This is a genomic window from Sphingomonas sp. 2SG (assembly GCF_005503285.1).
GTDB classification, from domain to species: domain Bacteria; phylum Pseudomonadota; class Alphaproteobacteria; order Sphingomonadales; family Sphingomonadaceae; genus Sphingomonas; species Sphingomonas taxi.
In genome coordinates, this window is the sequence record NZ_SCMZ01000006.1 from 1 (window position 1) to 24,117 (window position 24,117).

Annotated in this window: 28 protein-coding genes; 9 read left to right on the forward strand and 19 right to left on the reverse strand. The window is 67.9% G+C overall.

Going from position 1 to position 24,117, the window contains the following annotated elements:
• Positions 1-89 precede the first annotated feature (89 nt).
• On the forward strand, positions 90-2,237 hold the full coding sequence (locus FFS23_RS04105; RefSeq protein WP_137897564.1) for a transglycosylase domain-containing protein: 2,148 nt from the start codon (positions 90-92) through the stop codon (positions 2,235-2,237).
• On the opposite strand, the gene FFS23_RS04110 is transcribed toward FFS23_RS04105, so the two are convergent.
• Genes FFS23_RS04110 through FFS23_RS04120 form a run of 3 tightly spaced genes read right to left on the reverse strand, consistent with a single transcriptional unit; the run spans position 2,213 to position 3,890 of the window.
• Positions 2,213-2,887 (reverse strand): M48 family metallopeptidase, encoded by a 675-nt coding sequence (locus FFS23_RS04110; protein WP_137897565.1) that lies wholly within the window; start codon positions 2,885-2,887, stop codon positions 2,213-2,215. The genes FFS23_RS04105 and FFS23_RS04110 overlap by 25 nt on opposite strands.
• The gene (locus tag FFS23_RS04115; RefSeq protein WP_038664698.1) at positions 2,884-3,312 is read right to left on the reverse strand and encodes a YcgN family cysteine cluster protein; all 429 of its coding nucleotides are present in this window, start codon (positions 3,310-3,312) and stop codon (positions 2,884-2,886) included. The genes FFS23_RS04110 and FFS23_RS04115 overlap by 4 nt, the downstream gene beginning before the upstream one ends.
• The gene (locus FFS23_RS04120) at positions 3,309-3,890 is read right to left on the reverse strand and encodes an SCO family protein (protein ID WP_137897566.1); all 582 of its coding nucleotides are present in this window, start codon (positions 3,888-3,890) and stop codon (positions 3,309-3,311) included. The genes FFS23_RS04115 and FFS23_RS04120 overlap by 4 nt, the downstream gene beginning before the upstream one ends.
• Before the next feature lie 63 nt (positions 3,891-3,953).
• Between FFS23_RS04120 and FFS23_RS04125 the strand changes: the two genes are divergently transcribed.
• Positions 3,954-4,550 carry an ankyrin repeat domain-containing protein gene (locus FFS23_RS04125; protein ID WP_137897567.1) on the forward strand — a complete coding sequence of 199 codons (597 nt, stop codon included), beginning with the start codon at positions 3,954-3,956 and terminating at the stop codon, positions 4,548-4,550.
• Between the two features lie 78 nt (positions 4,551-4,628).
• Here the strand turns inward: FFS23_RS04125 and FFS23_RS04130 are convergent, their stop codons facing one another.
• Both FFS23_RS04130 and FFS23_RS04135 read right to left on the reverse strand, forming a co-directional pair.
• On the reverse strand, positions 4,629-5,300 hold the full coding sequence (locus FFS23_RS04130) for an HAD family hydrolase (RefSeq protein WP_137897568.1): 672 nt from the start codon (positions 5,298-5,300) through the stop codon (positions 4,629-4,631).
• Positions 5,297-5,968 carry a YggS family pyridoxal phosphate-dependent enzyme gene (locus tag FFS23_RS04135; protein ID WP_137897569.1) on the reverse strand — a complete coding sequence of 224 codons (672 nt, stop codon included), beginning with the start codon at positions 5,966-5,968 and terminating at the stop codon, positions 5,297-5,299. The genes FFS23_RS04130 and FFS23_RS04135 overlap by 4 nt, the downstream gene beginning before the upstream one ends.
• A gap of 20 nt (positions 5,969-5,988) precedes the next feature.
• On the opposite strand from FFS23_RS04135, the gene FFS23_RS04140 reads away from it, so the two are divergent.
• The gene (locus FFS23_RS04140) at positions 5,989-6,507 is read left to right on the forward strand and encodes a thiamine phosphate synthase (RefSeq protein WP_349303947.1); all 519 of its coding nucleotides are present in this window, start codon (positions 5,989-5,991) and stop codon (positions 6,505-6,507) included.
• A 50-nt stretch (positions 6,508-6,557) separates the two neighbouring features.
• Here FFS23_RS04140 and FFS23_RS04145 read toward each other — a convergent pair whose 3' ends face one another.
• Positions 6,558-7,208 (reverse strand): hypothetical protein, encoded by a 651-nt coding sequence (locus FFS23_RS04145; RefSeq protein WP_249340513.1) that lies wholly within the window; start codon positions 7,206-7,208, stop codon positions 6,558-6,560.
• A gap of 284 nt (positions 7,209-7,492) precedes the next feature.
• Between FFS23_RS04145 and FFS23_RS04150 the strand changes: the two genes are divergently transcribed.
• The 4 genes from FFS23_RS04150 to holA are packed head-to-tail and all read left to right on the forward strand — an operon-like array spanning position 7,493 to position 11,965.
• On the forward strand, positions 7,493-7,936 hold the full coding sequence (locus FFS23_RS04150) for a DUF3576 domain-containing protein (protein WP_038664675.1): 444 nt from the start codon (positions 7,493-7,495) through the stop codon (positions 7,934-7,936).
• Positions 7,937-7,944: 8 nt separating this feature from the next.
• Entirely contained in the window at positions 7,945-10,446 is a 2,502-nt protein-coding gene (gene leuS, locus FFS23_RS04155; RefSeq protein ID WP_137897572.1) for a leucine--tRNA ligase, read from the forward strand.
• Positions 10,443-10,949 carry an LPS assembly lipoprotein LptE gene (lptE, locus tag FFS23_RS04160; RefSeq protein ID WP_137897573.1) on the forward strand — a complete coding sequence of 169 codons (507 nt, stop codon included), beginning with the start codon at positions 10,443-10,445 and terminating at the stop codon, positions 10,947-10,949. The genes leuS and lptE overlap by 4 nt, the downstream gene beginning before the upstream one ends.
• Positions 10,946-11,965: a DNA polymerase III subunit delta gene (gene holA, locus FFS23_RS04165; RefSeq protein ID WP_137897574.1), complete on the forward strand. Its 1,020-nt coding sequence runs from the start codon at positions 10,946-10,948 to the stop codon at positions 11,963-11,965. The genes lptE and holA overlap by 4 nt, the downstream gene beginning before the upstream one ends.
• Positions 11,966-11,978: 13 nt before the next feature.
• On the opposite strand, the gene FFS23_RS04170 is transcribed toward holA, so the two are convergent.
• The 7 genes from FFS23_RS04170 to FFS23_RS04200 form a co-directional block, all read right to left on the reverse strand.
• Complete coding sequence (locus tag FFS23_RS04170) at positions 11,979-12,722, reverse strand: dienelactone hydrolase family protein (protein WP_137897575.1); 744 nt, start codon at positions 12,720-12,722, stop codon at positions 11,979-11,981.
• On the reverse strand, positions 12,722-13,624 hold the full coding sequence (locus FFS23_RS04175; protein ID WP_137897576.1) for a ParB/RepB/Spo0J family partition protein: 903 nt from the start codon (positions 13,622-13,624) through the stop codon (positions 12,722-12,724). The genes FFS23_RS04170 and FFS23_RS04175 overlap by 1 nt, the downstream gene beginning before the upstream one ends.
• Entirely contained in the window at positions 13,621-14,409 is a 789-nt protein-coding gene (locus tag FFS23_RS04180) for a ParA family protein (RefSeq protein ID WP_038664658.1), read from the reverse strand. Before FFS23_RS04180 ends, FFS23_RS04175 begins: the two co-directional genes overlap by 4 nt.
• Positions 14,406-15,023 (reverse strand): 16S rRNA (guanine(527)-N(7))-methyltransferase RsmG, encoded by a 618-nt coding sequence (gene rsmG, locus FFS23_RS04185; protein WP_137897577.1) that lies wholly within the window; start codon positions 15,021-15,023, stop codon positions 14,406-14,408. Before rsmG ends, FFS23_RS04180 begins: the two co-directional genes overlap by 4 nt.
• Entirely contained in the window at positions 15,020-16,855 is a 1,836-nt protein-coding gene (mnmG, locus tag FFS23_RS04190; protein WP_137897578.1) for a tRNA uridine-5-carboxymethylaminomethyl(34) synthesis enzyme MnmG, read from the reverse strand. The genes rsmG and mnmG overlap by 4 nt, the downstream gene beginning before the upstream one ends.
• A 163-nt stretch (positions 16,856-17,018) precedes the next feature.
• Entirely contained in the window at positions 17,019-18,290 is a 1,272-nt protein-coding gene (gene mnmE, locus FFS23_RS04195) for a tRNA uridine-5-carboxymethylaminomethyl(34) synthesis GTPase MnmE (protein ID WP_137897579.1), read from the reverse strand.
• Positions 18,287-18,529 (reverse strand): DUF6489 family protein, encoded by a 243-nt coding sequence (locus FFS23_RS04200; RefSeq protein WP_038664647.1) that lies wholly within the window; start codon positions 18,527-18,529, stop codon positions 18,287-18,289. Before FFS23_RS04200 ends, mnmE begins: the two co-directional genes overlap by 4 nt.
• A 72-nt stretch (positions 18,530-18,601) precedes the next feature.
• Here FFS23_RS04200 and FFS23_RS04205 point away from each other — a divergent pair, with 72 nt between their 5' ends.
• Positions 18,602-19,324 (forward strand): dienelactone hydrolase family protein, encoded by a 723-nt coding sequence (locus tag FFS23_RS04205; RefSeq protein WP_137897580.1) that lies wholly within the window; start codon positions 18,602-18,604, stop codon positions 19,322-19,324.
• 103 nt (positions 19,325-19,427) lie between these two features.
• Positions 19,428-19,595 carry a YegP family protein gene (locus tag FFS23_RS04210; RefSeq protein ID WP_137897647.1) on the forward strand — a complete coding sequence of 56 codons (168 nt, stop codon included), beginning with the start codon at positions 19,428-19,430 and terminating at the stop codon, positions 19,593-19,595.
• Positions 19,596-19,632: 37 nt separating this feature from the next.
• On the opposite strand, the gene FFS23_RS04215 is transcribed toward FFS23_RS04210, so the two are convergent.
• The 6 genes from FFS23_RS04215 to hemE form a co-directional block, all read right to left on the reverse strand.
• Complete coding sequence (locus FFS23_RS04215; protein ID WP_171009351.1) at positions 19,633-20,334, reverse strand: TerC family protein; 702 nt, start codon at positions 20,332-20,334, stop codon at positions 19,633-19,635.
• Between the two features lie 147 nt (positions 20,335-20,481).
• A complete protein-coding gene (rho, locus tag FFS23_RS04220) occupies positions 20,482-21,738 on the reverse strand; it encodes a transcription termination factor Rho (protein WP_038664639.1) in 1,257 nt (418 codons plus the stop codon).
• A gap of 148 nt (positions 21,739-21,886) precedes the next feature.
• Positions 21,887-22,174, reverse strand: coding sequence for a type II toxin-antitoxin system RelE/ParE family toxin (locus FFS23_RS04225; protein WP_038664637.1), 288 nt, complete (start codon positions 22,172-22,174; stop codon positions 21,887-21,889).
• Positions 22,171-22,428, reverse strand: a complete 258-nt coding sequence (locus tag FFS23_RS04230; RefSeq protein WP_137897582.1) for a type II toxin-antitoxin system ParD family antitoxin — start codon at positions 22,426-22,428, stop codon at positions 22,171-22,173. The genes FFS23_RS04225 and FFS23_RS04230 overlap by 4 nt, the downstream gene beginning before the upstream one ends.
• Positions 22,429-22,466: 38 nt before the next feature.
• Positions 22,467-22,913: a CopD family protein gene (locus FFS23_RS04235; RefSeq protein WP_137897583.1), complete on the reverse strand. Its 447-nt coding sequence runs from the start codon at positions 22,911-22,913 to the stop codon at positions 22,467-22,469.
• The gene (hemE, locus tag FFS23_RS04240; protein WP_137897584.1) at positions 22,913-23,932 is read right to left on the reverse strand and encodes a uroporphyrinogen decarboxylase; all 1,020 of its coding nucleotides are present in this window, start codon (positions 23,930-23,932) and stop codon (positions 22,913-22,915) included. Before hemE ends, FFS23_RS04235 begins: the two co-directional genes overlap by 1 nt.
• Positions 23,933-24,117 lie beyond the last annotated feature (185 nt).

Consider the following 24,117-nt stretch of genomic DNA (forward strand, 5'->3'; position numbering starts at 1 on the left):
GGGCGATGTTTCGCGCCCCCATACCGGCGCGAAACATCGCCCCGCCCGCTTGTCGGCACCGCGGTCATCCGGTAATCGCGCAAGTCTTCATGGCCCGTGCGCGCACCCCCCGCTCCGCTCCTGCCCGCCGCTCGCCATGGCGCCGGCGGCTCGTCCTGTCCGCGCAGATCGCGGTGGCGCTCGTCGTACTGGCGTTCGGCGCGCTCGCCATCGCAGTCTATGTCGCGCGCTCGCAATTGCCGAGCTTCGAGGAGCTGAAATCCTCGCCCAACGGCCAGATGATCCGCGTCCATGCCGCCGACGGCAGCGTCATCGTCTCGATGGGGCCGAGCTACGGCGAATGGCTGTCCTATGACAGCATCCCGCGGGTGATGCGCGAGGCGACCGTCGCGGTCGAGGATCGCCGCTTCTACAGCCACCCCGGCGTCGATCCGCTCGGCATCGCACGGTCGGTGCTGATCCGCTACGAGCGCGGGCGCTGGATCCAGGGCGGCTCGACCATCACCCAGCAGCTCGCGCGCAACGTCTTCCTCAACAACCAGAAGAAGTTCGGCCGCAAGTTCCGTGAGTGGATCCTGGCGCTCGCGCTCGAACGCAAGTTCAGCAAGGACCAGGTGCTCGAACTGTACCTCAACAAGGTCTATTACGGCGGCGGCGCCTATGGCATCGACGCCGCGTCGCGCAAATTCTTCGGCCATGGCGCCAACACGCTCAACCTCGCCGAGGCGGCGGTGATCGCCGGGCTGGTCAAGGCACCATCCAATTATTCGCCGACCGCCGATGCGCAGGCCGCGGTCGGCCGCGCCGGCGTCGTGCTCGACGCGATGGTCCGTCACGGTTCGATCACCCGCGAACAGGCGAGCGAAGCCGATCCGCAGGCGCTGCGCCTCGCCCCCGAACCCCGGCAGAACAGCGCGCGCTATTTCACCGACTGGGCGCTGCCGCAGCTCGACACGCTGATCGACGAGACGCAGGCGCCGCTCGACGTGTGGACGACGCTGGATCTCGGCATGCAGCGCGATGCCGATGCCGCGATCCGCGCCAACGCGCCCGACGGTGCGCAGGGTGCCTTGGTCAGCCTCGACCGCGACGGCGCGGTGAAGGCGATGGTCGGCGGCAAGGATTACGTCTCGTCGATCTACAATCGCGCGACGCAGGCGCAGCGCCAGCCGGGATCGGCGTTCAAATTGTTCGTCTATCTCGCCGCGCTGGAAGCGGGTCACAAGCCCGAGGACTCGATCGTCGACGAACCCGTCACGATCAACGGCTGGAGCCCGCGCAACGATTCGCGTCGCAACTCCGGGCCGGTGACGTTGCGCACCGCCTTCGCCTTCTCGCTCAACACCGTCGCGGCGAAACTGGGTCAGGAGGTCGGCTTCACCACGATCGCCGACATGGCGCGCCGCTTCGGCATCACCACGCCGATCAACACGCATCCGGCGATGGTGCTCGGCACCTCCGACGTGCGGCTGATCGACATGACCCGCGCCTTCGCCAGCGTCGCCGCCAAGGGCGTCGCGGTGACGCCTTATGGCATCACCCGCGTCACCGCCAACGGCCAGACGATCTACACGCATGAGGTCGACCGCAGCCACGTGCTGGTCGCGCCCTATGTCGCGGCGGAGATGACCGACCTGTTGCAGACCGCGGTCAACACCGGCACCGGCCGCGCCGCGCAGATCGGTCGCCCGGTCGCGGGCAAGACCGGTACGACCACCTCGCTCAAGGACGGCTGGTTCCTCGGCTTCTCCAGCGGACTCACCACCGGCGTCTGGATGGGACGCGACGATGCGCGGCCGATCGCCGGCCTGCACGGCGGCACCGCGCCGGCGCGCGCCTTCGCCGCCTTCATGAAGCCGGCCACTGCCAATCGGCCGATCGAGCAGTTCGAGACGCAGGTGACGCTGCCCGAATGGCAGCTCGAGCCCGACGAGGAGACCTATTTCGGCCAGCCCGACAATGGCGGGGCGATGGTCGACGAAGACGGCAATCCGGTCGCGCAGGCGCCGCGCGACGAGCAGCAGCAGCAGGACGAGCAGAGCATCCGTCCGCAGGACAGCGCGCCGCAGCAGCTCGACGATCTCATCGACCGCGTCACCGGCCGCGATGCGCCGCACGACGACCGCCGCGACCCCGCCGCACCGGCGCGCCAGCCGCTACGCGACGATCGCCGTGACGGGGCCCCAGCGAACCGCCAGCCGCCCCGCCCGCTTCAGGACGACCGCCCGACCCAGTGAAGCGCCGCGCCATGGTCGCGCAGCCAAGCGCGTGCCGGAGTCGGGTCTTCGCCATACAGGCGCGCGACCAATGCGTGGAACACCGGCGCATGGTTCATATGGACACGATGCGCGACCTCATGCGCCACCGTCGCGCGGCGGACCCAGCCGGGCGCGAGGATCAGCCGCCAGCTGTAGCGGATCGCACCATCGTGCGCGCAGCTGCCCCAGCGGCCGCGGGCATCGCCGATCGCGACGCGCGCGACGGTAACGCCGGCCTTGGCGGCATAGTCCGCGGTCTCGCGGGTGAGCAAATCGAGCGCCTGCCGTTTGAGCCACGTCTCCACCCGCCGCGGCAACGTGTCGAGCGGGCCGGAGAGCGACAGGATGTCGCCGTCCACCTCGACGCGGCGGCGGCTGCCCGGTTGCCAGCCGATCGTCAGCACTTGGTCGGCGACGGTCATCGCCATGCCGGGCACGAACGGGCGCGGCTGCGGCAAACGCGCGCGCTGCTGCGCGATCCATTCGGTCTTGCCCTGCGCCCAGGCGAGCGCCGGCTTCAACGCCGCGCGCTTGGGCACCACCAGCCGTGCCCGCCCGCTCGCCGGATCGAGCGACAGGCGGATGCGCCGCGCGGTCGGGTGCCGCACGACCTCGAACGGCTCGCTCACAATTCGCGTTCGACGATATGGTTCTCCATATCGCCGACATCGTCCTCGCTCACCGTCCAGCCGCGCACCGAAATGCCGGCGGCATGCACCGATTCGCGATCCCCGCTGATGAGATAATGCCAGTCGCGCAGCGGCTCGCCCGCCGCGCGCAGCCGATAGGCGCAGGTCGACGGCAGCCAGTCGATGCCGCGGACGTTGCCCGCGGTCAGCCGCACGCATTCGGGGACATAGGCGTGACGGTGCTTATAGTCCGAACAGAAGCCGCTGCGCCGGTCGAGCAGGCGGCAGGCAACGTTGGTCGGGACGATCTCGCCCGTCTCCTCGTCCTCCAGCTTGTGGATGCAGCATTTGCCGCAGCCGTCGCACAAGGCTTCCCATTGGCCGCGGTCGAGCTGCTCGATCGGCAACTCCCAGAATTTGCTCATTTCGCCCAGCGCTTGATCTCGGCGGCCACGGCATGCGGCCCCTGCTCGGTCGGCAGCAGCGCAAGCGGCTTGCCGTCCGCGTCCATCAGATAGGTGGTGCGGCTGTGGTTCACCAGATAGCCGCCGCCCGGCTGCATCGCGCCCTTGCCGGCATAGACGCCATACGCCTTCGAGACCGCGGCGATCTGCGCCGGCGTGCCGGTCAGCCCGACCATGCGCGGGTGGAAGGCGGCGGTGAAGCTCTTGAGCACCTTGGGCGTGTCGCGCTCGGGATCGACGGTGACGAAGATCGGCACGATGCGGCGGGCGAGATCGGCATCGGTGCCGTCGAGTTCCGCCATCGCCTTGCCGATCGCCGCCGCGTCGGTCGGGCAGACGTCGGGGCAGAAGGTGTAGCCGAAATACATGATGCGGTATTTGCCCGCGAAATCGCGATCGCTGACGGTCCGCCCGTCCTGGTCCACCAGCGTGAACGGGCCGCCGATCCGGGCACCTGCGAGCGGCGGCGACTCCTGCGGCGCGGCGTGACAGGCGACCAGCGCAACGGCGGCGAGCGGGGCGAGACGCAGAATGTTCATGACCGCGCCAGCTCTGATCTGTTACCGGCAGGGCTGCAAGCTTTCGTCGTCAGGGACCCCGCCATGAACCGTTCGCGCCTTCTTCTCGCGCTCGCGCTCTCCACCATCGCCGTGCCGGCTGCGGCGCAGCAGCAGTCGGAGAGCTACAAATTCCTCTCCGCGATCGAGAAGGAGGACGGCAAGGAGGTCACGACGATGATCGAGACGCCGGGCAGCACGATCATCAACACCAAGGCGGTGACCACCGGCAAGGGCGCGCTGCACATCCTCGTCGGCCATTCCGGCAGCCTCTACATGCAGTATCTGCTGCAGCATAAGGCCGACCCCAACATCCGCGACGGCAAGGGCAATACGCCGCTGGTCCTCGCGGCGCAGGCGGGGCGCGAGGATCTGGTCGATCTGCTGCTGACCTACAATGCCAACATCAACCTCGCCAACAGCTCGGGCCAGACGCCGCTGATCGTCGCGGTCAATGCGCGCAACGAGCCGATCGCGCGCAAGCTGCTCGCCAAGGGCGCCGATCCCGACCAGACGGACAATCTCGCCGGCATGTCGGCACGCGCCTATGCGCTGCGCGATTCGCGCAACCCGACGATGATCGCGCTGTTTAAGGACACCCCCAAGAAGGCACGCGCGCAGGTGGCGGGACCGAAGTTCTGATCTCCCCGGTGGGTTCGGTTGGGTGCTGATTTAACCGTTCGTGCCGAGCCAGTCGAAGCACGACGGGGCGCACCGCCCTCAGCCTTGCAGCCCCAGCAACCGCGCCACCTCGCCGAAGTCGGACGCCACCGCATCCACGCCGAGCGCGCGCAGCCGCGCGTCATGGCCGATGCCGCAATGCGTCCCCGCGCACAGGCCGACGACATAGCCGCCCGATGCCACCGCGCCGGTCGCACCGACCGGCGAATCCTCGAGGATCGCGCAATCGGCGATGTCGACGCCGATCGCCCTCGCGCCATACCAATAGAGATCGGGCGCCGGCTTGCCTTTCGTGACATGCTCGCGGCCGCTGTAGATATGGTCGCCGAACGCGTCCGACAGGCCGATATGGTCGAGATGACGGCGGATCCACGCGGTCGGGCTCGACGACACCACCGCGCGCGGCAGATCGGCGGGCAGCGACCGGACGAACGCCACCGCCCCGGCGACCGCATCGATCCCCTCGGCCATCGCGCGCGCGTCCTCCGCCTGGCGCGCGGCGGTGAAGCTGTCGGGCAGCGGGCCGCCGATCCAGCCTTCGACCGCGGCACGGAAGTCGGCGCCGGCCAGTCCCATGAAATTGGCCATCGACTGTTCCGGCGTGGTCGGATGCCCCGCCGCGCTCAGCCATTCGGCGATCTGGCGATTGCCGGCATATTCGCTCTCGATCAGCACCCCGTCGAAGTCGAACAACAAGCCCTTGAACGTCATGCCTTGTCTCCCCGTGCGCCGAACAAGGCGCTGCCCACCCGCACGTGGGTGGCGCCGAGCGTCACCGCGGTCTCGTAATCCGACGACATCCCCATGCTGAGCCCCTCAAGCCCCGCCTCGCGCGCCAGTCTGGCGAGCAACGCGAAATAGGGCGCCGGTTCGACCTCGGCGGGGGGGATGCACATCAACCCGGCCACCGGCAGCCCGGCGGCGCGCGCCTGATCGAGCAGCGCCGGCAGATCGGCGATCGCGCAGCCGCCCTTCTGCTCCTCGGCGCCGATATTGACCTGCAGGAAGCAATCGGGCCGCCGCCCGGCCTTCGCCATCGCCTTGCCGAGCGCGTCGACCAGCGAGGGTCGGTCGACCGCATGGATCGCATCGAACAGCGCCACCGCTTCCTCCGCCTTGTTCGACTGGAGCTGGCCGATCAGGTGCAGCGCGACGCCGGGATAGGCGTCGCGCAGCGCCGGCCATTTGGCGGCGGCCTCCTGCACCCGATTCTCGCCGAACACGCGCTGGCCCGCGTCGAGCAGCGGCCGGATCGTCTCGGCGTCATGCGTCTTGGACACGGCGATCAGCGTGACGTCGGCGGGTTCGCGGCCTGCGAGGCGGGCGGCGTGCGCGATACCGGCGGTGACGTGGTCGAGCGGGCTGGTGGCGGCGGTCATGCGCGCCCTATAGCGACGTGGTGGCCAATCTGAACCGCAATATCGATCCCCGCCGCCACGCCTGGCTGATGACCGATCCGCGGATCGACGATGCGTTGTTCGCGACGCTGCGCGCGCTGCCGCCCGGCGCGGGCGTGGTGTTCCGGCATTACGGCCTGTCGCGGGGCGAACGGCACCGGCTGTTCCTGCGGGTGCGGCGGCTGGCACAGGCGCGCGGTCTGCGGATCACCGCCGGTGGTGGCCTACCAGGCGCGCCCGCGCATGGCGGGCCGTGTGCGGCGACCCATCCGGTCCATGATCGGCGGCAGGCGGTTGCGGCGCGGCGCGCGGGGGCGACGTGGCTGTTCGTCTCGCCGGTCCATGCGACGCGGTCGCATCCGGGTGCGACGCCGCTCGGCGTGCGACGCGCCGTGGCGCTGGCGCAGGGCGGCAGCGGCCAGCGCGTCGCTCTGGGGGGAATGACGGCGGCGCACTGGCTCAGGCTGCGGCAATACGGATTCGACGGCTGGGCGGCGATCGACGGGCTGACGGCCGGCTGATCGCCCCGCGCGGATCACGATCGGACCAGCCGGTCCGTTCATGCATCAGGTCAGAAGCGGAACGCCGTCCCGACGTAGACCGACTGGCTGTCACGCCGATCGTCGTCGAGCCGCGCCAGCCGCTCGCGATCCGAGCGATAGCGCATGCCGGCGGTCACATCGAGATTGCGCGTCAGCGAATAGGAGCTGCTGACGTCGACCGAATAGCTCGGCAGCTCCTGCGTCAGCTTGGGCGTATTCTCCAGCGGCCGGTCGGCCACCGCGACCAGACGGCTGCTCGCGCGACCCGCACGATAGCTGACCGCGACGTCGGTCGATTCGCGGCTGCCCGGGATCGGCCCCAGATCGATGCGGTTGACCGCACCCGACACCGCAAACCGCTTCCAGCCCACCGATACGCCGAGGTTATAGGCAATCGGCTGGATGCCCACCGTCGGTGCGGTCACGGCGCTGCTGCGACCGGCGTCGGCAAAGGCGGTGCGCGTCGAGCGGGCACGGACCGCGACGGTCACCGCGCGCTTGTCCTGCTGCGCCTCGGCGGGCGTGAAGCGGAAATCGGCCTCGTCGAGGCCACCGCGCGCGATCGCCGCGGCGAGCCGCGGATCGGCGGCGGCGGGCGTGAAAGAGCCGGCGAAGCGCGACACCATCGGCCGCTTCGCGGGGGCGGGGCGTTCGCTGGCGCCGAAAGCGGGCGCGACCATGATAGCGGTAACGCAGAGCGTCGCCGTCATCACTCCAGTCACTGCACGCCCCATGGCACGCTTGGCAAACACTAGCAGTCCCCTCGACTCCCGCTGCAACGCGCCTAACACGATTCAGGCCCACACCAATATGGAACCTTGATCGTCCGATGCATCATTTCCCCCGACTGTTGCATTAGTCCCACAGATCGCGGTCCCATCGCGGTCACGACGCGTCGCTTGCGGGTCCCCCCCTGCATCTATAGAGCGAAAAGCGCCCTTTTTATCGCAGGACAGTTACGCCCATGATCCGCTCGTTGCGCACCGCCCTCATGGTCGCCGCCATTGCGCTGCCGCTCGCCGCTTGCGGCGGCCGCGGTGGCAACGCCGTCGCCAAGACCGATCTCGCCGCGTCGAAGGTGACGACGATCGGCGTCAACGCCTATCTGTGGCGCGCGAGCCTCGACACGCTGTCGTTCATGCCGCTGGTCCAGACCGATTCCAACGGCGGCGTCATCGTCACCGACTGGTACGTCAACCCGCAGGTGCCGACCGAGCGGATGAAGGTGACCGTCTCGATCCTCGACCAGGATCTGCGCGCCGATGCGGTCCGCGTCGCGGCGCTGCGCGAGGTCAACCGCAACGGTCAGTGGGTCTCCGCCCCCGTCGCCGCCGCGACCACGCAGAAGCTCGAAGACGTCATCCTCACCCGGGCCCGCGATCTGCGCCGCGCGTCCATCGCGGGCTAATCCAGACCATGGTTACGCGTTTCAACGCGCTGCAAGCGGACTCGACCTGGCAGAAGGTCTGGGACGACCGCCAGACCTTTGCCGCCCGCGACGATAGCGGCAAGCCGCAGAGCTACGTGCTCGAGATGTTCCCCTATCCGTCGGGGCGCATCCACATGGGGCACGTGCGCAATTACACGATGGGCGACGTGCTCGCGCGCTTCCGCCGCATGCGCGGCTATGAAGTGCTCCACCCGATGGGCTGGGATGCGTTCGGCATGCCCGCCGAAAATGCGGCGATGGAAAAGCAGGTCCATCCCGGCAGCTGGACGCGCGAGAATATCGCGACGATGAAGGCCCAGCTGAAGCGGCTCGGCTTCGCGCTCGACTGGAGCCGCGAACTCGCCACCTGCGAACCCGATTATTACGGCCACGAACAGGCGCTGTTCCTGGACATGTTCGCCGCCGGGCTGGTCTATCGCAAGGAATCGGCGGTCAATTGGGACCCGGTCGACATGACCGTCCTCGCCAACGAACAGGTGATCGACGGGCGCGGCTGGCGTTCGGGCGCGCTGGTCGAGAAGCGCAAGCTCAGCCAGTGGTTCCTCAAGATCACCGACTTCGCCGACGAGCTGATCGAGGGTCTCGGCAAGCTCGAACACTGGCCCGACAAGGTCAAGCTGATGCAGGAGAACTGGATCGGCAAGAGCCAGGGGCTGACCTTCGGCTTCGCGGTGTCGGACGGCGGCACGGTCGAGGTCTTCTCGACCCGCCCCGACACGATCTTCGGCGCGAGCTTCGTCGCGGTCGCCGCGGATCACCCGATCGCGCAATCGATCGCCGAGCGGCCCGAGGTCGCGGCGTTCATCGAGCGCTGCAAGCAGGGCGGCACCACCGCCGCCGAACTGGAGACGCAGGAGAAGCTCGGCTTCGACACCGGCCTCACCGCCGCACATCCGTTCGATACAACCCGCCGGTTGCCGATCTACATCGCCAATTTCGTGCTGATGGATTACGGCACCGGCGCGGTGATGGGCGTCCCCGCGCACGACCAGCGCGATCTCGACTTCGCGCGCAAATACGGCATCCCCGTGCAGCGCGTCGTCTCCGACGGCGACCGGACCGATCCCGTCTTCACCGGGGACGAGGCCTATACCGGCCCCGGCGCTTTGGTGAACTCGCACTTCCTCGACGGCATGGATGTCGAGGACGCCAAGCGCGAGGTGATCCGCCGTGCCGAGGCGGGCGGCTGGGGCAAGGGCTCGACCGTCTATCGCCTGCGCGACTGGGGCGTCAGCCGCCAGCGCTATTGGGGCACGCCGATCCCGATCATCCATTGCGAGGCATGCGGCGTGCAGCCGGTCCCCAAGGACCAGCTTCCCGTCGTGCTGCCCGAGGACGTGTCCTTCACCGTCCCCGGCAACCCGCTCGACCGGCATCAGGCGTGGAAGCACGTCGATTGCCCGGCGTGCGGCAAGCCGGCGGTGCGCGAGACCGACACGCTCGATACCTTCGCGGATTCGTCGTGGTATTTCATCCGCTTCGCCAGCCAGCCCAAGGACCGGCCGTTCGATCGTGCGGTCGCAGAGAGCTGGCTGCCGGTCGGCCAGTATATCGGCGGGGTCGAGCATGCGATCCTCCACCTGCTCTACGCACGCTTCTGGACGCGCGCGCTCAAGCATATGGGGCAGCTCGATATCGCCGAGCCGTTCACCGGCCTGTTCACGCAGGGCATGGTGACGCACGAGACGTACAAATCGGCCGACAACCGCTGGCTCTCCCCTGATGACGTCCGCGACGGGCTCGAGGTCGCCACCGGCCAGCCGGTCACCGTCGGCCGCGTCGAGAAGATGTCGAAGTCGAAGAAGAACACCGTCGATCCCGAGCCGATCGTCGATCGTTACGGTGCCGATGCGACGCGCTGGTTCATGCTGTCCGATTCGCCGCCCGAGCGCGACCTGCCGTGGAGCGAATCGGGGATCGAGGGCGCGTGGCGCTTCATCCAGCGGTTGTGGCGGCTGTTCGACGGCGACGACGGCGCGGCCCCCGGCGGGGGCGGCGACGTCGCGCTCGACCGCAAGCTGCACCAGACGATCCTCGGCATCGAACAGGACATCGAGGCGCTCGCCTTCAACAAGGCGGTCGCCAAGCTGTACGAACTCTGCACCGCGATCGAACGCGCGGAGCCGAGCGCGTCGCGCAGCAATGCGATCTACACGCTGATGCTGCTGGTCGCGCCGATGGTGCCGCATGTCGCCGAGGAAGCCTGGGCCGCCAAGGGCTTTGACGGACTGATCGCCGACGCCGCCTGGCCCGAGGTCGACCCCAAATTGCTCGTCGAGGACGAAGTGACGATCGCGGTGCAGGTCAACGGCAAGCTGCGCGACACGCTGACTTTGCCCAAGGACATGGCTCGCGAGGATATCGAGGCCGCCGCGCTCGCCGCCGACAAGATCGCGCGCCTGCTCGACGGCAAGCCCCCCAGGAAGGTGATCGTCGTGCCCGGACGCCTCGTGAACATCGTCGCATGACCAAGGCTTCGATCAGGACCATCCTGCTCCTCGCGCCGCTCGCGCTGCTCGTTTCGGGTTGCGGCCTGCGCCCGCTCTACAGCGGCGGGTCGGGCGGCGCCGTCGCCGGCACGCTCGCGCATATCGAGGTGACGCCGATCGACGGCAAATCGGGCTGGCTGATGAGCAACGCGCTGCGCGACCGGCTCGCCGCCGGCGGCACGCCGCAATATCGGCTCGACGTGCGGCTCGACGACAAGATCGCCGGCTTCGGCGTGCGCCGCGACGACAGCGTCACTCGCGAACGCCGCACCTTGCGCGCGCGCTTCCAGCTGGTGAACCTCGCCGACGGCAGCGTGCTGCTCGACGACACCGCCGGGTCGGACGCGGGCATCGACGTCGTCCAGTCCGAATATGCGACGATCGCGGCGGAGAATACCGCGCTCGAACGGCTCGCCGGCATCGTCGCCGACCAGATCGTCGCGCGCGTCGCCGTCTACGCGCGCAGCCGCCCGGCACGATGAAAGCCAATGCGCGCGACATAAGGTCCGCGCTCGAACGCCCCTCGCCCGATATCCGCCTGTATCTGCTGCACGGGCCGGACGGCTCGGCGACCGCCGAACTCGCCGCCTTGTTCGCCAAGGCGATGGGGCCGGAGGCGGAACGCATCGATCTCGACGGTGCGACGCTCCGCTCCGACCCGGCGCGCCTGTCCGACGAGGCGGCGTCGATGTCGTTGTTCGGCGGTGCGCGGCATATCCGCGTTTCGCCGGCGGGCGAGGAATGCCTCGACGCATTCACCGCACTGCTCGCGGCGGATCATGCCGGCAACCCGGTGGTTGCGCTTGCGCCCACGGTCAAGTCGACCGCCAAGATCGTCAAACTGGCGATCGACTCCCGCCGTGCAATGGCCTTCGCCGCTTATGAACCGAGCGCCGCCGATCTCGAACGGCTGGCGGCGGTGATGGCGCGCGACCAGGGCCTGCGCCCGACCAACAGCGCCGCGGCACGGCTCGCAGCGACCTGTGGCGGCGATCGCGCGGTGCTGTCACGCGAGATCGAGAAAGTGGCGCTGTTCCTCGACGCCGCCCCCGATCGCCCGCACGACCTCGACGACGCCGCGCTCGACGCGATCGGTGCCGATCTCGGCGAGGCGGAGATGACGCAGGTGGTCGAGGCGGTCGTCACCGGCCATACCGCCGCGCTCGGCGCCGAACTCGGCCGGTTGGGCGAGGCGGGCACCTCCCCCATCCCCTGGCTGCGCCTGCTCGCCCGGCGGCTGATGACGCTCGCCGAGATGAAGGCGGAGATCGACGCCGGCGCGACGCAGGACACCGTCTTCAAACGCCACCGCATCTTCTTCAAGGAGGAAGCCGCCACCGCACAGGCGCTGCGCCGCTGGACGCCGGCGATGCTCGCCACCGCGCTCACCCGCGTCCGCCACGCCGAACGCGCGATCATGGCGAGCGGCAATGCCGGCAGCGTGCTGGCGGATCACGCGCTGACCGAGCTGACGCGGGGCGTCGAACGCCGGGGTTAGCCCCCGCGGGATCCTAGCGCAGCACCCGCCCGAACAGCGCCAAGGCCCAGCCCGTCGCCGCGACGAACAACGCCGGATCGTAGCGCGGCCCCTCGTCGCGCAGGAAGGCATGCTGTCCGTTCACCTCATGCCATTCGTAGGTCGCGCCGACCGCCTCGAGCCGCGCCCGGATCGTCTCGCGCCCGGCGAAGGGCACATGCGGGTCCTGCCGCCCGAACACGAACAGCGTCTCGGCGCGCAACTCCGCCATCCGCGCGAGGCTGTCGTCCGACCGCCCGGCGCCCAACAGACCCGAATGGATATCGGTCGGATAGAAAAACGCCGCCGCGCTCACCCGCGGGTCGAGCGCCGCGCGATAGGCGAGATGCCCGCCGAGACAGACGCCGACCGTCCCCAGCCGCCCCGAACAGGCCGGATGCCCGGCCAACGCATCCAGCACCAACGCTGCATCGGCATCGAAGGCCGCGACCGGCTTGGTGACCTTGAGATCGTTGCCGCGCGCGGTTCCTTCGGCATCGTAGCGCAACACCGTCCCCGGCGCCTCATACTCGTGATAAACCTCGGGCACCGCGACGACATAGCCATGGCCGGCGAAGAACGCCGCCAGCCGCCGGATCGGGTCGGTGACCTGATAGATCTCCGAATAGAGCACCAGCCCGGGGAACCGCCCCTCCCCCGCCGGCCGGAACCAATGCACCCGCATCGTCCCACCCGCCGCGGTCGGCAGATCGTCCTGTTCGTCGCTGCGCAGGATCATCAGATCGAATCCCCGGTCAGCCGCTGGCAGACCATGTCGAGCTGATCGAGCGTCGAATAGGTCAGCGTGATCGTCCCGCCCTTCTCGCTATGCGCGATGCGGACGTGCAGCCCGAGCAGATCGGACAATTGCCGTTCCAGCGCCGCGATGTCCGCGTCCGGTGCGGGTGCCGGCGAACGGTCGCGAATGCCCCCTGCCCGCTCCAGCTTGGCGCCCTTGGCGAGCTTTTCGGTCTCGCGCACCGACAGGCCGCGCGCCACCACCTGTTCGGCGAGCATCTCGACGTCGCGCGATCCGAGCAACGCGCGCGCATGCCCCATCGACAACGAGCCATCGGTCACCCGATCCTGCACCGCCTCGGGTAATTCCAACAATCTCAATAGGTTAGCGACGTGGCTGCGCGACTTGTGGACGATCTTGGCGAGCGCCTCCTGCGTATGGCCATATTCGCCGGCAAGCCGCTGATAGGCCTGCGCCTCTTCGATCGCATTGAGATCCTGGCGCTGGATGTTCTCGATCAGCGCGATTTCGAGCGTCTGCGCATCGTCGAAGTCGCGAACGACGACGGGCACCTCGTGCAGCCGCGCACGCTGCGCCGCCCGCCAGCGCCGCTCGCCCGCGACGATCTGATAATCGTGGCCATGCGGTCGCACGACGATCGGCTGGATCAGCCCGCGCGACGCGATCGACGCCGCCAGCTCGTCGAGCAGCGCATCGTCGAAATGGCGCCGCGGCTGGCCGGGATGCGGAGTCAGCGCGCTCACCGGCAACATGCGCACGCCCGACGGGACCTTGCCCTCGGCACCGGGGCTGACCGGGGCCTCGCTCGCCATCTCGCCGAGCAGCGCGCTCAGGCCACGGCCGAGCCCCGCGGGCCGGCTGCGCTTCGCCGCATCGCTCATGCCGCCGCCGCGGTTGCGGGAGGCTGCGGCAGACGCGCGATCAGCTCGCGCGCGAGATCGATATAGGCCTGCGACCCCGAACAGCGATAATCGTAGATCAGCGCCGGCAGCCCGTGGCTCGGCGCCTCCGACAGGCGGACGTTGCGCGGAATCACCGTATCGAACACCACCTGCCCCAGCACCGCACGCACGTCGGCCGACACCTGCTCGGTCAGCCGGTTACGGCGATCGTACATCGTCAGCGCGACGCCGAGGATCGCCAGACCGGGATTGAACCGCTCGCGGATGCGCTCGACGGTGGTCAGCAATTGCGACAGCCCCTCCAGCGCGAAGAATTCGCATTGCAGCGGCACCAGCAATTTGTCCGCGGCGACCATCGCGTTGATCGTCAGCAGCCCCAGCGACGGTGGACAATCGATCAGCACGATGTCCCAGCGGTCCTTGGTCTGCGCGAGCGCGCGATCGAGACGATGCGTCCGGTGCTCGAACTCGACCAGCTCGATCTCCGCTCCCGACAAATCCTGCGTCGCGGGCACCAGATCGAGCCGCGGTACTTTGGTGGTGATCACCGTGTCGCCGATCTCGGCCTCGCCGATCAGCACGTGATAGCTCGAGCGGCCGCGCTGCGCCTGGCTGATCCCGAGCCCGGTCGAGGCATTGCCCTGCGGATCGAGGTCGATCAGCAATACGGTCTTGCCCGTCGCCGACAGAGCGGTGGCGAGGTTGATCGCACTGGTGGTCTTGCCCACGCCGCCCTTCTGATTGGCCACCGCAATACAGGTCATCGCGCGCGTCCTTGGTTGCGATCCACGATCAGGATCGAGGATTGAGGATCGGTCAAACTATGTTCCACGTGAAACACTCTAGTTCGGTCACGCTGTAGACGGGCCAATTCTTCGGCCTCGATCCGTCCGCGGGGGAGGATCCAGCGTGTTGCTGGTGTGGCGCAATGCTCCGCCGCTTGCAAAAGCTTTTCTACCGATGCGACCGCGCGTGCCGAGATTATCGCGAACCGCCCTTCGATCCCCTCGACCTTGGCCGCCGAAACGGTGGCATGATGCAACTCAAGCCGCTCGACACACGCTTGCAGGAACGCCGCCCGCTTCTTGCGCGGTTCAACCATCGTCACCGGATCGTCGCGCAAGATCGCGACCACCATTCCGGGGAAACCACCGCCGGTCCCGATATCGAGCCACGACCCACCCGAGTGTTTCACGTGGAACAATAACTGCGCCGAATCCACCCCGTGCCGCGCCCAGATGGACGCGACGCTCGCCGGCGAGATCAAATTCTGGAGTTCGTTCTCTTCGCGAACGAGGTCGAGGAAGGTCGCCACCTGTGCGGTCTTGGTCTCGCCGAACCGATCGACGAACAAGGCCCGTGCGTCATCCTCGGTCATGCCGCCCGCCGCTGCGCATAAAGATAGATCGCCGACAGCGCCGCGGGCGTTACGCCGCGCACCCGCGCCGCCGCGCCGAGCGACGCCGGACGCGCCTTGCCAAGCCGGTCGATCATCTCGTTCGACAATCCGGGGATCGCCGTATAATCCAGCTCCGCCGCGAGGGGCACCGCCTCGTCGCGGCGCATCCGCGCGACCTCCTCCGCCTGTCGCTCGATATAGGGAGCATAGCGCGCATCCTCGACGACCTCGTCGACGATCGCCGCCGGTGCCATCTGCCGCACCCCCGGCGCTACGCGATCGAGATCGAGCTCGCCCATCCGCAGCCATTCGTACAGGCTGCGACGACTGCCATCCTGCGCGACATGGACGCCCGCCGCCGCAATCCCAGCGGCGGTGACCGTCTGCGTCAGCGCGTCACGCACCGCCGCTTTTGCCTCCCCCCGGCGACGCTGCTGCGCCAGCCGCTCGTCACCGAGGCACCCGAGCGTCTCGGCAATCGGACCAAGCCGCGTCTCGGCATTGTCGGCGCGCAACGACAGCCGATATTCCGCGCGCGCGGTCAGCATCCGATATGGCTCGGTGACGCCTTGCAGGACAAGATCGTCGATCATGACGCCGGTATAGCTCGACGCGCGGTCGAGCACGCACGGCGCCAGATCGCAAGCCGTGGCCGCGGCATTGAGGCCGGCGACGAGCCCCTGCCCCGCCGCCTCCTCATAGCCCGTCGTGCCATTGAGCTGGCCCGCGCAATAGACGCCGGGGATCGCCGCCAGCGCCAGCGTCGCATCGAGCGCCCGCGGGTCGAGGTAATCATATTCCACCGCATAGCCGGGCATGGTGATCCGCGCCCGCTCCAGCCCGGCGATGCTGTGGATCATCGCCGCCTGCACGTCGGTCGGCAGCGAGGTCGACAGGCCGTTGGGATAGACGGTGGTATCGTCCAGCCCCTCGGGTTCGAGGAACACCTGATGCCCGTCACGGTCGCCGAAGCGATGCACCTTGTCCTCGATCGAGGGACAGTAGCGCGGCCCCTGCCCTTCGATCGCACCGCCGAACAGCGGCGACCGGTCGAGCCCGCCACGGATCAGGTCGTGCGTCGCCGCGCTCGTCCGCGTCACCGCGCAGGCGATCTGCGGCAGCAGCCGGCGCTCGGTCATCGGCGACATCGTCCAGGGCTGGACGTCCGACCGCTGTTCCTCGAGCTGCGCCCAATCGATCGTCCGCCCGTCGAGCCGCGGCGGCGTCCCGGTCTTCAACCGGCTGAGCGGCAATGCCAGCGCGCGTAATTGCTCGGCGAGCTTGCGCGCCGGCCGCTCGCCGATCCGGCCGCCCTCGTGTCGCTCGTCGCCACGGAACATGCGCCCGCCGAGGAACGTACCCGTGGCCAGCACCACCGTCCTGCCACAGATGCGGGTGCCGTCACCCAGCAGGACACCATCGATGCGCGCGCCGTTGAGACTCAGCGCGTCGACATCCCCCTCGGCGATCGTCAGCATCGGGAGCGAGCCGAGCATCCGCTGGATCACCGCAGCATAGCGCCGGCGATCGGCCTGCACCCGCGGCCCCTGCACCGCTGCGCCCTTGCTGCGGTTGAGCATCCGATAATGGATCGCCGCGGCATCGGCCGCCCGCCCGATCAGCCCGTCGAAGGCATCGACCTCACGGACGATATGCCCCTTGCCGAGGCCACCGATCGCGGGATTGCACGACATCGCACCGATCTGATTGCGGTCATGACTGAGGAGAAGGGTCCGGGCGCCCCGCCGCGCGGCAGCCGCGGCGGCTTCGGTTCCGGCGTGGCCACCGCCAACGACGATCACGTCATACATGTCGTTCGCCTATGCGAGCAGAGACCGGAGGTCAAAAGTGTTCCACGTGGAACACGACATTTGGGCGCCAATTCTATGTTTCACGTGGAACATTCACCCACGAAGGTCCCTCTGCGGCACCCGCGCTAACCCCGCTATCGATCACGACGTTCCACGTGGAACATCATTTCCCGATGCAGAAGCGCCCGAATAACGTGTCGAGCATCACCTCCGTCGCGTCGATCCCGAGTATCCCGCCTAGCGCCCGTATCGCCAGCCGCAGCTGCTCCGCGACGATCAAGGCATCCGCCTCGTCCCGCTCGATCGCCGCCAGCGCCGCCGTACAGGCCGCCCGCTCGCTTTCCCGGAAAGCGACCGCATCCCCCCGCGGCATCAACGCCTCCGCCCGTGCCGCGATCATCTCCCAGAGCCGCTCAACGCTCGCTACATCGGACTGCGCCACGGCAACGTCCGCTTCGACGATCGCCCCCCGCCCCGGCGCATCGCTCCGCGCCTGCACCCAGATCGCGTCCGCGCGCGGTGGCGTATCATCGCCGAGCCACAGCAACAGGTCGGCGCGCACGATCGCTCCTGCCGCGCGTTCCACCCCTATCCGCTCGATGGGATCGGCGCTCTCTGTCAGCCCCGCGGTATCGGTCAGCACATAGACGAGGCCGGCCCGCGTCACCGTCGCCTCGATCCGGTCGCGCGTCGTGCCAGCGATCGCCGAGACGATCGCGACCTCGCGCTGACTGAGCAGATTGATCAGCGTCGACTTGCCGCTGTTTGGCGGTCCGGCGAGCACGACCTGTACGCCATCGCGCAAGCGCTCGACCGGCGGCATCGCAAGCACGCCGCGCAGGTCCGCCGCAAGGTTCGCCAGCCCTTCGCGCACCGCACCCATCTGATCGGTGCCGACATCGTCCTCATCGGCGAAGTCGAGCTGCGCCTCGGTCACTGCGGCGAGCATCGCCAACCGGTCGAGCCAGCCGCGCACGCGCTGGCTGACCATCCCTTCCGCCGCGGCGAGCGCCGCGACCCGCTGCCGCTCGGTATCCGCCGACAGCAGGTCGGCGAGGCCCGCCGCCTCCGCCAGATCGATCCGCCCGTTGGTCAGCGCCCGCCGGGTAAACTCGCCGGCCAGCGCCGGCCGCAATCCGGATTGCCCCCCGAGCGCGCGCAACACCGCCGCGATCACCGCCCGCCCGCCATGACAATGCAGTTCGGCGAGGTCCTCGCCGGTCGCGCTCGCCGGCCCGGGAAACGTCAGCACCAACGCGCGGTCGAGCAGTGCGCCCTCCGCATCGCGCAACGCGCGCACCCGCGCGGTCCGCGCCGGTGGCACGCTGCCCGCGATCCGCGCCACTGCGGCGAACGCATGCGCCCCGCTGACCCGGATCACGCCGATCCCCGCGGGCGCCGCACCGCTCGACAGCGCGAAGATCGTCTCGCTCAATTGCCCGTCTTCCCTCCGCCGGTCGCCTGGTCGAACATCTGCCGCCACATCGCCAGACCGGCATCGCCCATCGGCGCCCAGTTCTTCATCATCGTCTCGAGCAGTTCGGGCCGCACCTGTCCGTTCATCGCTTCGAGCAAAGACGCGACATAGCGATCGTGCAGGGGCGTCAGATCGGGCAGTCCCATCGCCCGCCGCGCCTCTTCCGGGGTCAGATCCACGTTCACCGTTAGCTTCATACGCGTCGCCCCTTGAGCAGCCTTCAGCCCCGCTGCATAGCTCAGCGCGCTCCCACGCGCGAGAGGACCCCCATGACCAAGACCATCCAGATCGAGACACGCGACGACCGCGGCCGCTTCGACGTCTACGTCGCCGAACCCGTCGGTACGCCGCGCGCGGCGATCGTCGTCATCCAAGAGATTTTCGGCGTCAACGCCGGCATTCGCGCCAAGGCGGACGCCTTCGCCGCCGACGGCTATCTCGCCCTCGCCCCCGACCTGTTCTGGCAAATCGCGCCGGGCATCCAGCTCGATCCCGACGTCCCCGCCGAGATGCAGCAGGCGCTCGGGCTGATGGGCCAGTTCGATCAGGACGCCGGCGTCCGCGACATCGAAGCGACGATCCGCACCGCGCGGACCATGCTCAACGACGCCCAGACGGGCACCGGGCTCACCGCCAAGGTCGGCGCGGTCGGCTATTGCCTCGGCGGCCGCCTCGCCTTCATGACCGCCGCCCGCACCGACGTAGATGCCTCGGTCGGCTATTACGGCGTCGGCATCGACGGCCTGATCGGCGAGAAACATGCCATCGCCAATCCCGTCCTCCTCCACGTGCCGCAGGAGGATCATTTCGTCGACAAGGACGCGCAGGCCCGGATGCACGCCGGCCTCGACGACCATCCCAAGGTGACGCTCCACGATTACCCCGGAGAGGATCACGGCTTCGCCGCGCAATTCGGCAAGCGCCGCTCCGAGGACGCCGCCCGCCTCGCCGACGAACGCACCGCCGCCTTCTTCGCGGAGCATCTCGGCTAAGCTCGCGCGATAGCGCCGAATTGGATACGAAAGCCGCTGCGAAACATTGATCTTACTTCTTATTCTCTCCTGGCGGTCGATGAGCCGCCAGGAGAGGAAAAGCATGTATTTCGAAAAGTATCAGCAGGGCGCGCAATGGCGTTGGCGGTTGAAGGCCGCCAATCATGAGATCATCGCATCCGGCGAAGGCTACGTCTACGAATCGGGCTGCGACAACGCGATCAATCTTGTGAAGGGTACGAACGCGACGACGCCGGTCTACCGACGCTAGAACGAAAAAGGGGGGCTCGACGGCCCCCCTTTCTGCATCAGAACAAGGTCAGCACCCCGACCTGCGGGTCGACGACCCCTTCGTAGATCATCTTGCCCGCGACATAGAGGATCACCAGAAGCCCGACATAGGCGATCCAGCGATAGCGCTCGATATATTTGGCGATCAGGTTCGCCGCTATCCCCATCATCGCCACCGACAGCAGCAGGCCGATGATCAGGATGCCGGGATGCTCGCGCGCCGCGCCGGCGACCGCCAGCACGTTGTCGAGGCTCATCGAGACATCGGCGACCGCCACCGCCCAGGCCGCCGCGGCGAAGCTCTTGGCAGGCTTCAGCCCCGACGTCTCGTCGCCATCGATTTCGGGCGAGCCGGCGTTGCCATGCTCGCGCAGCTCGCGCCACATCTTCCACGCCACCCACAGCAGCAGGATGCCGCCCGCGAAGATCAGCCCGATCACGCCGAGCAGCCAGCTCACCGCCAGCGCGAAGACGATGCGCAGCACCAGCGCCGCCATGATCCCGATCAGGATCACCTTCTTGCGCTGGTCTACCGGCAGGCCCGCAGCGAGCGCGCCGACGACGATCGCATTGTCGCCGGCGAGCACCACGTCGATCATCAGCACCTGGATGAAGGCGGCGAGCGCGGCGGGGGAGCCGATATTGGAGAAGTCGTTGAGGATATGCTGCCAGATCTCGGCCGGAGACCCCGGCCCGCTGGCGGCGGCGGCGCTCAGCATGGCGATGATGGACACGTTTCAAACTCCCGGTTGATCATAGGTCCATAACGCAGCGACGCGCGAAAGCCATGCTTCCGCGCGTCGCGCTATCGTGATGGGCCCCGCGCGCCGGCCGAAGGATCGACCGGCACGGGGCGAACGCAAGGGTTACTGGTTCATGCTGTCGAAGAAATCCTCGTTGGTCTTCGAGTTCTTCATCTTGTCGAGCAGGAACTCCATCGCGTCGATCGTCCCCATCTGCATGAGGATACGGCGCAGCACCCATTGTTTCGACAGCTTGTCCTTGTCGACCAGCAGTTCTTCCTTGCGGGTGCCCGACTTGCCGACGTCGAGCGCCGGGAAGACGCGCTTGTCCGCGACCTTGCGGTCGAGCACGATCTCGGAATTGCCGGTGCCCTTGAACTCCTCGAAGATCACCTCGTCCATGCGGCTGCCGGTGTCGATCAGCGCAGTGGCGATGATCGAGAGCGAGCCGCCCTCCTCGATGTTGCGCGCCGCGCCGAAGAAGCGCTTGGGCCGCTGCAAGGCGTTGGCGTCGACGCCGCCGGTCAGCACCTTGCCCGACGACGGCACGACGGTGTTGTAGGCGCGGCCAAGGCGGGTGATGCTGTCGAGCAGGATCACGACGTCCTTCTTGTGCTCGACGAGGCGCTTGGCCTTTTCGATCACCATCTCGGCGACCTGAACGTGGCGCTGCGCCGGCTCGTCGAAAGTCGACGACACCACTTCGCCCTTCACGCTGCGCTGCATGTCGGTGACCTCTTCGGGCCGCTCGTCGATCAGCAGCACGATCAGGAACACCTCGGGGTGATTGTCCGAGATCGCGCGCGCGATGTTCTGGAGCATCACCGTCTTGCCGACGCGCGGCGGCGCGACGATCAGCGTGCGCTGGCCCTTGCCCTGCGGCGAGACGATGTCGATGACGCGCGCCGACTTGTCCTTCTGCGTCGGATCGGCCGGGTCGAGCGTCAGCTTCGATTCCGGATAGAGCGGCGTGAGGTTGTCGAAATTGACGCGATGGCGGACCGCCTCGGGATCGTCGAAATTGACGCTGGTCAGCTTGGTCAGCGCGAAATAGCGCTCGCCGTCCTTGGGGGCGCGGATCTCGCCCTCGACGGTGTCGCCGGTGCGCAGGCCGTGCTTGCGGACCTGATTGGGCGAGACGTAGATGTCGTCCGGCCCGGCGAGGTAATTGGCCTCTGGGCTGCGCAGGAAGCCGAAGCCGTCCTGCAGGACCTCGATCGTGCCGAGGCCCATGATCTGGTCGCCATTCTCGGCCTGCACCTTCAGGATCGCGAACAGCAGATCCTGCTTGCGCAGCGTCGAGGCGCCCTCGACCCCCAGCTCTTCGGCCATGCTGACCAGCTCGGCGGGGGTCTTTTTCTTCAAGTCTCTAAGATGCATGGAATAATCCGAATGCGTAAGCGGGGGAGTGGCTCAAATCGGCGAAGGACTCGCAGCGACGATAGCCAAGGAGGAACGCGGAACCACCGGACGGCAGCTCTACGCGTGTTCAGGAGGTAAGAGCGTGGAGGGGGTTCGTCAAGCGGGCTTAGAGCAGCCTGCCATAATCACGAGCGCCGTGAACGATGTGGAGGATAACGACTGCGGCGTCATCGATACGGTAGAGGATCACGTAATTGCCATGGACGCGACGGCGGACGCCTTCTGGTTCCTGGCCAGCGACCAGCGCAAACCGACGAGGAAAATAGGCCAAGTCCATGCACTTCGCTCTCAGCACACGGACATGTTCGACCGCCGACCTGGGATCTTCGCGCGCGATATAGTCGCCGATATCCTCCAAGTCGTCCTCGGCCGAGCTACTCAGCCGGACAATCATTCCCCGATCGGCGGCATCGCGCGGTATTTCGCCTCGAGCCGATCGAAGACTTCTTCCGCAGGCTTGGTCCGCCCCGCATCCGCATCCTGCAAGCCGCGCTTGATCCCCGCATGCACGGCGGCAAGCCATGCTTCGCGTTCCTGAACGAGACGCACGCCTTCCCGCAGCACCTCGCTCTTTGAATTATACCGCCCGGTCTGCACTAGGTCGGCGACGAACGTCTCGAGCTGCTGCCCCAAATCCGCACTGATCATTACCGCCTCCCGCGACCCCCGGTCACTATCAACTATTATCAAAAAGGCTTTACGAACACCAGTACGACGATCACCGCACCGGCCAGCGCCGGCACCTCGTTGATCATCCGCAACCGCCGGCCATCGAGCTTCATCACGCCCCGCGCCAGCGTCTTGGCATAGCCCACCGCCCAGCCGTGATAGCCCGACAGCACCAGCACGAAGAGCAATTTGGCGTGCAGCCACCCCTCACCCCAATGCTGGCCGACGGTCGCCAACGTCAGCCCGAGCACCCACACCACGATCATCGCCGGGGTGAGGATGATCGCACGCAGCTTGCTCTCCCGCTCGACCCACAAGGCCGCCTCCTCGGCCCGCCCGGCGACCAGCGCCTCCTGATGATAGACCAGATAGCGCGGCAGCATGAACAGCCCCGCCATCCAGAAGATGACGAAGATCACATGCGCCGCCACGATCCACAGATAGGCGCCTGACAAAAATTCCATCACGATCCCCTCACCCGCGCGACCAGATGCTCGACATGCGCGATCGGCGTGAACTGGCCGATGCCGTGCCCCAGGTTGAAGACGTGCGGCCGGTCGCGGAACGCCGCGAGCACCCGGTCGATCCCGTCGTCCAGCGCCGCCCCCCCGGCGAGCAGCGCCAGTGGATCGAGATTGCCCTGCACCGGCAGCCCCGCGGGCAGGACCGCATCCGCCCACAGCGGATCGACCGTCTCGTCGAGCCCGATCGCATCGACGCCGGTCTCGCGGGCATAGGCCGGCAGCTTGCCGCCCGCGCCCTTGGGAAAGCCGATGATGCACGCCTCCGGACAGCGCGCGCGCAGGCCGGCGACGATCGCCGCATTGGGGGCGATCACCCAGCGTTCGAACTGTGCCGGCGACAGCGACCCCGCCCAGCTGTCGAACAGCTGCACCGCCTCGACGCCCGCCGCGATCTGCCGCGCCAGATAGTCGATCGTCATCGTCACGATCGCAGCGATGATCGCATCGAACGCCGCCGGGTCGGCATAAGCGAAGCCGCGCGTCTCGCCCTGGTCCTTCGACCCGGCGCCCGCGACCATATAGGTCGCCACCGTCCACGGTGACCCCGCAAAGCCCAGAAACGTCGTCTCGGGCGGCAAGGCGGCGGCCACCCGCTCGCAGGTCCCATAGACCGGCTCGAGCCGCTCAGGCACCCGTTGCAGCGCCGCCAGCGCATGATCGACGAGTGGTGGCGTCAGCCGCGGTCCCTCGCCCGGCCCGAAGGTCAGCTCCTGGCCCAGCGCCCAGGGCACCATCAGGATGTCGGAGAACAGGATGGCGCCGTCGAAGCCGAAGCGCCGGATCGGTTGCACCGTCACTTCCGCCGCCGCCTCGGGATCGGTGGCGAGCGCCAGGAAGCCGCCCTTCTCCGCCCGCAGCGCGCGATACTCGGGAAGGTAGCGCCCCGCCTGACGCATGAGCCACATCGGCGGCATCGACGGTTTCGCACCCTTGAGGACGGCAAGGAGCGGCTTGTTCACAGGATCGGACAGGGCCTTCTTCCTATCTAAGAAGAATCTAGAAAAGATTGTTGCAGTGGTTGGCACGTGGAACGCGGGATAAAGCGTTTCGTCCCGTAATCACCCACAGGTTGACCGGCAAGGATCGGGGATTCACCGGGGATTCGGGGCAGGCCGTCAACACGATCCACAGCCTGTGGATAAAA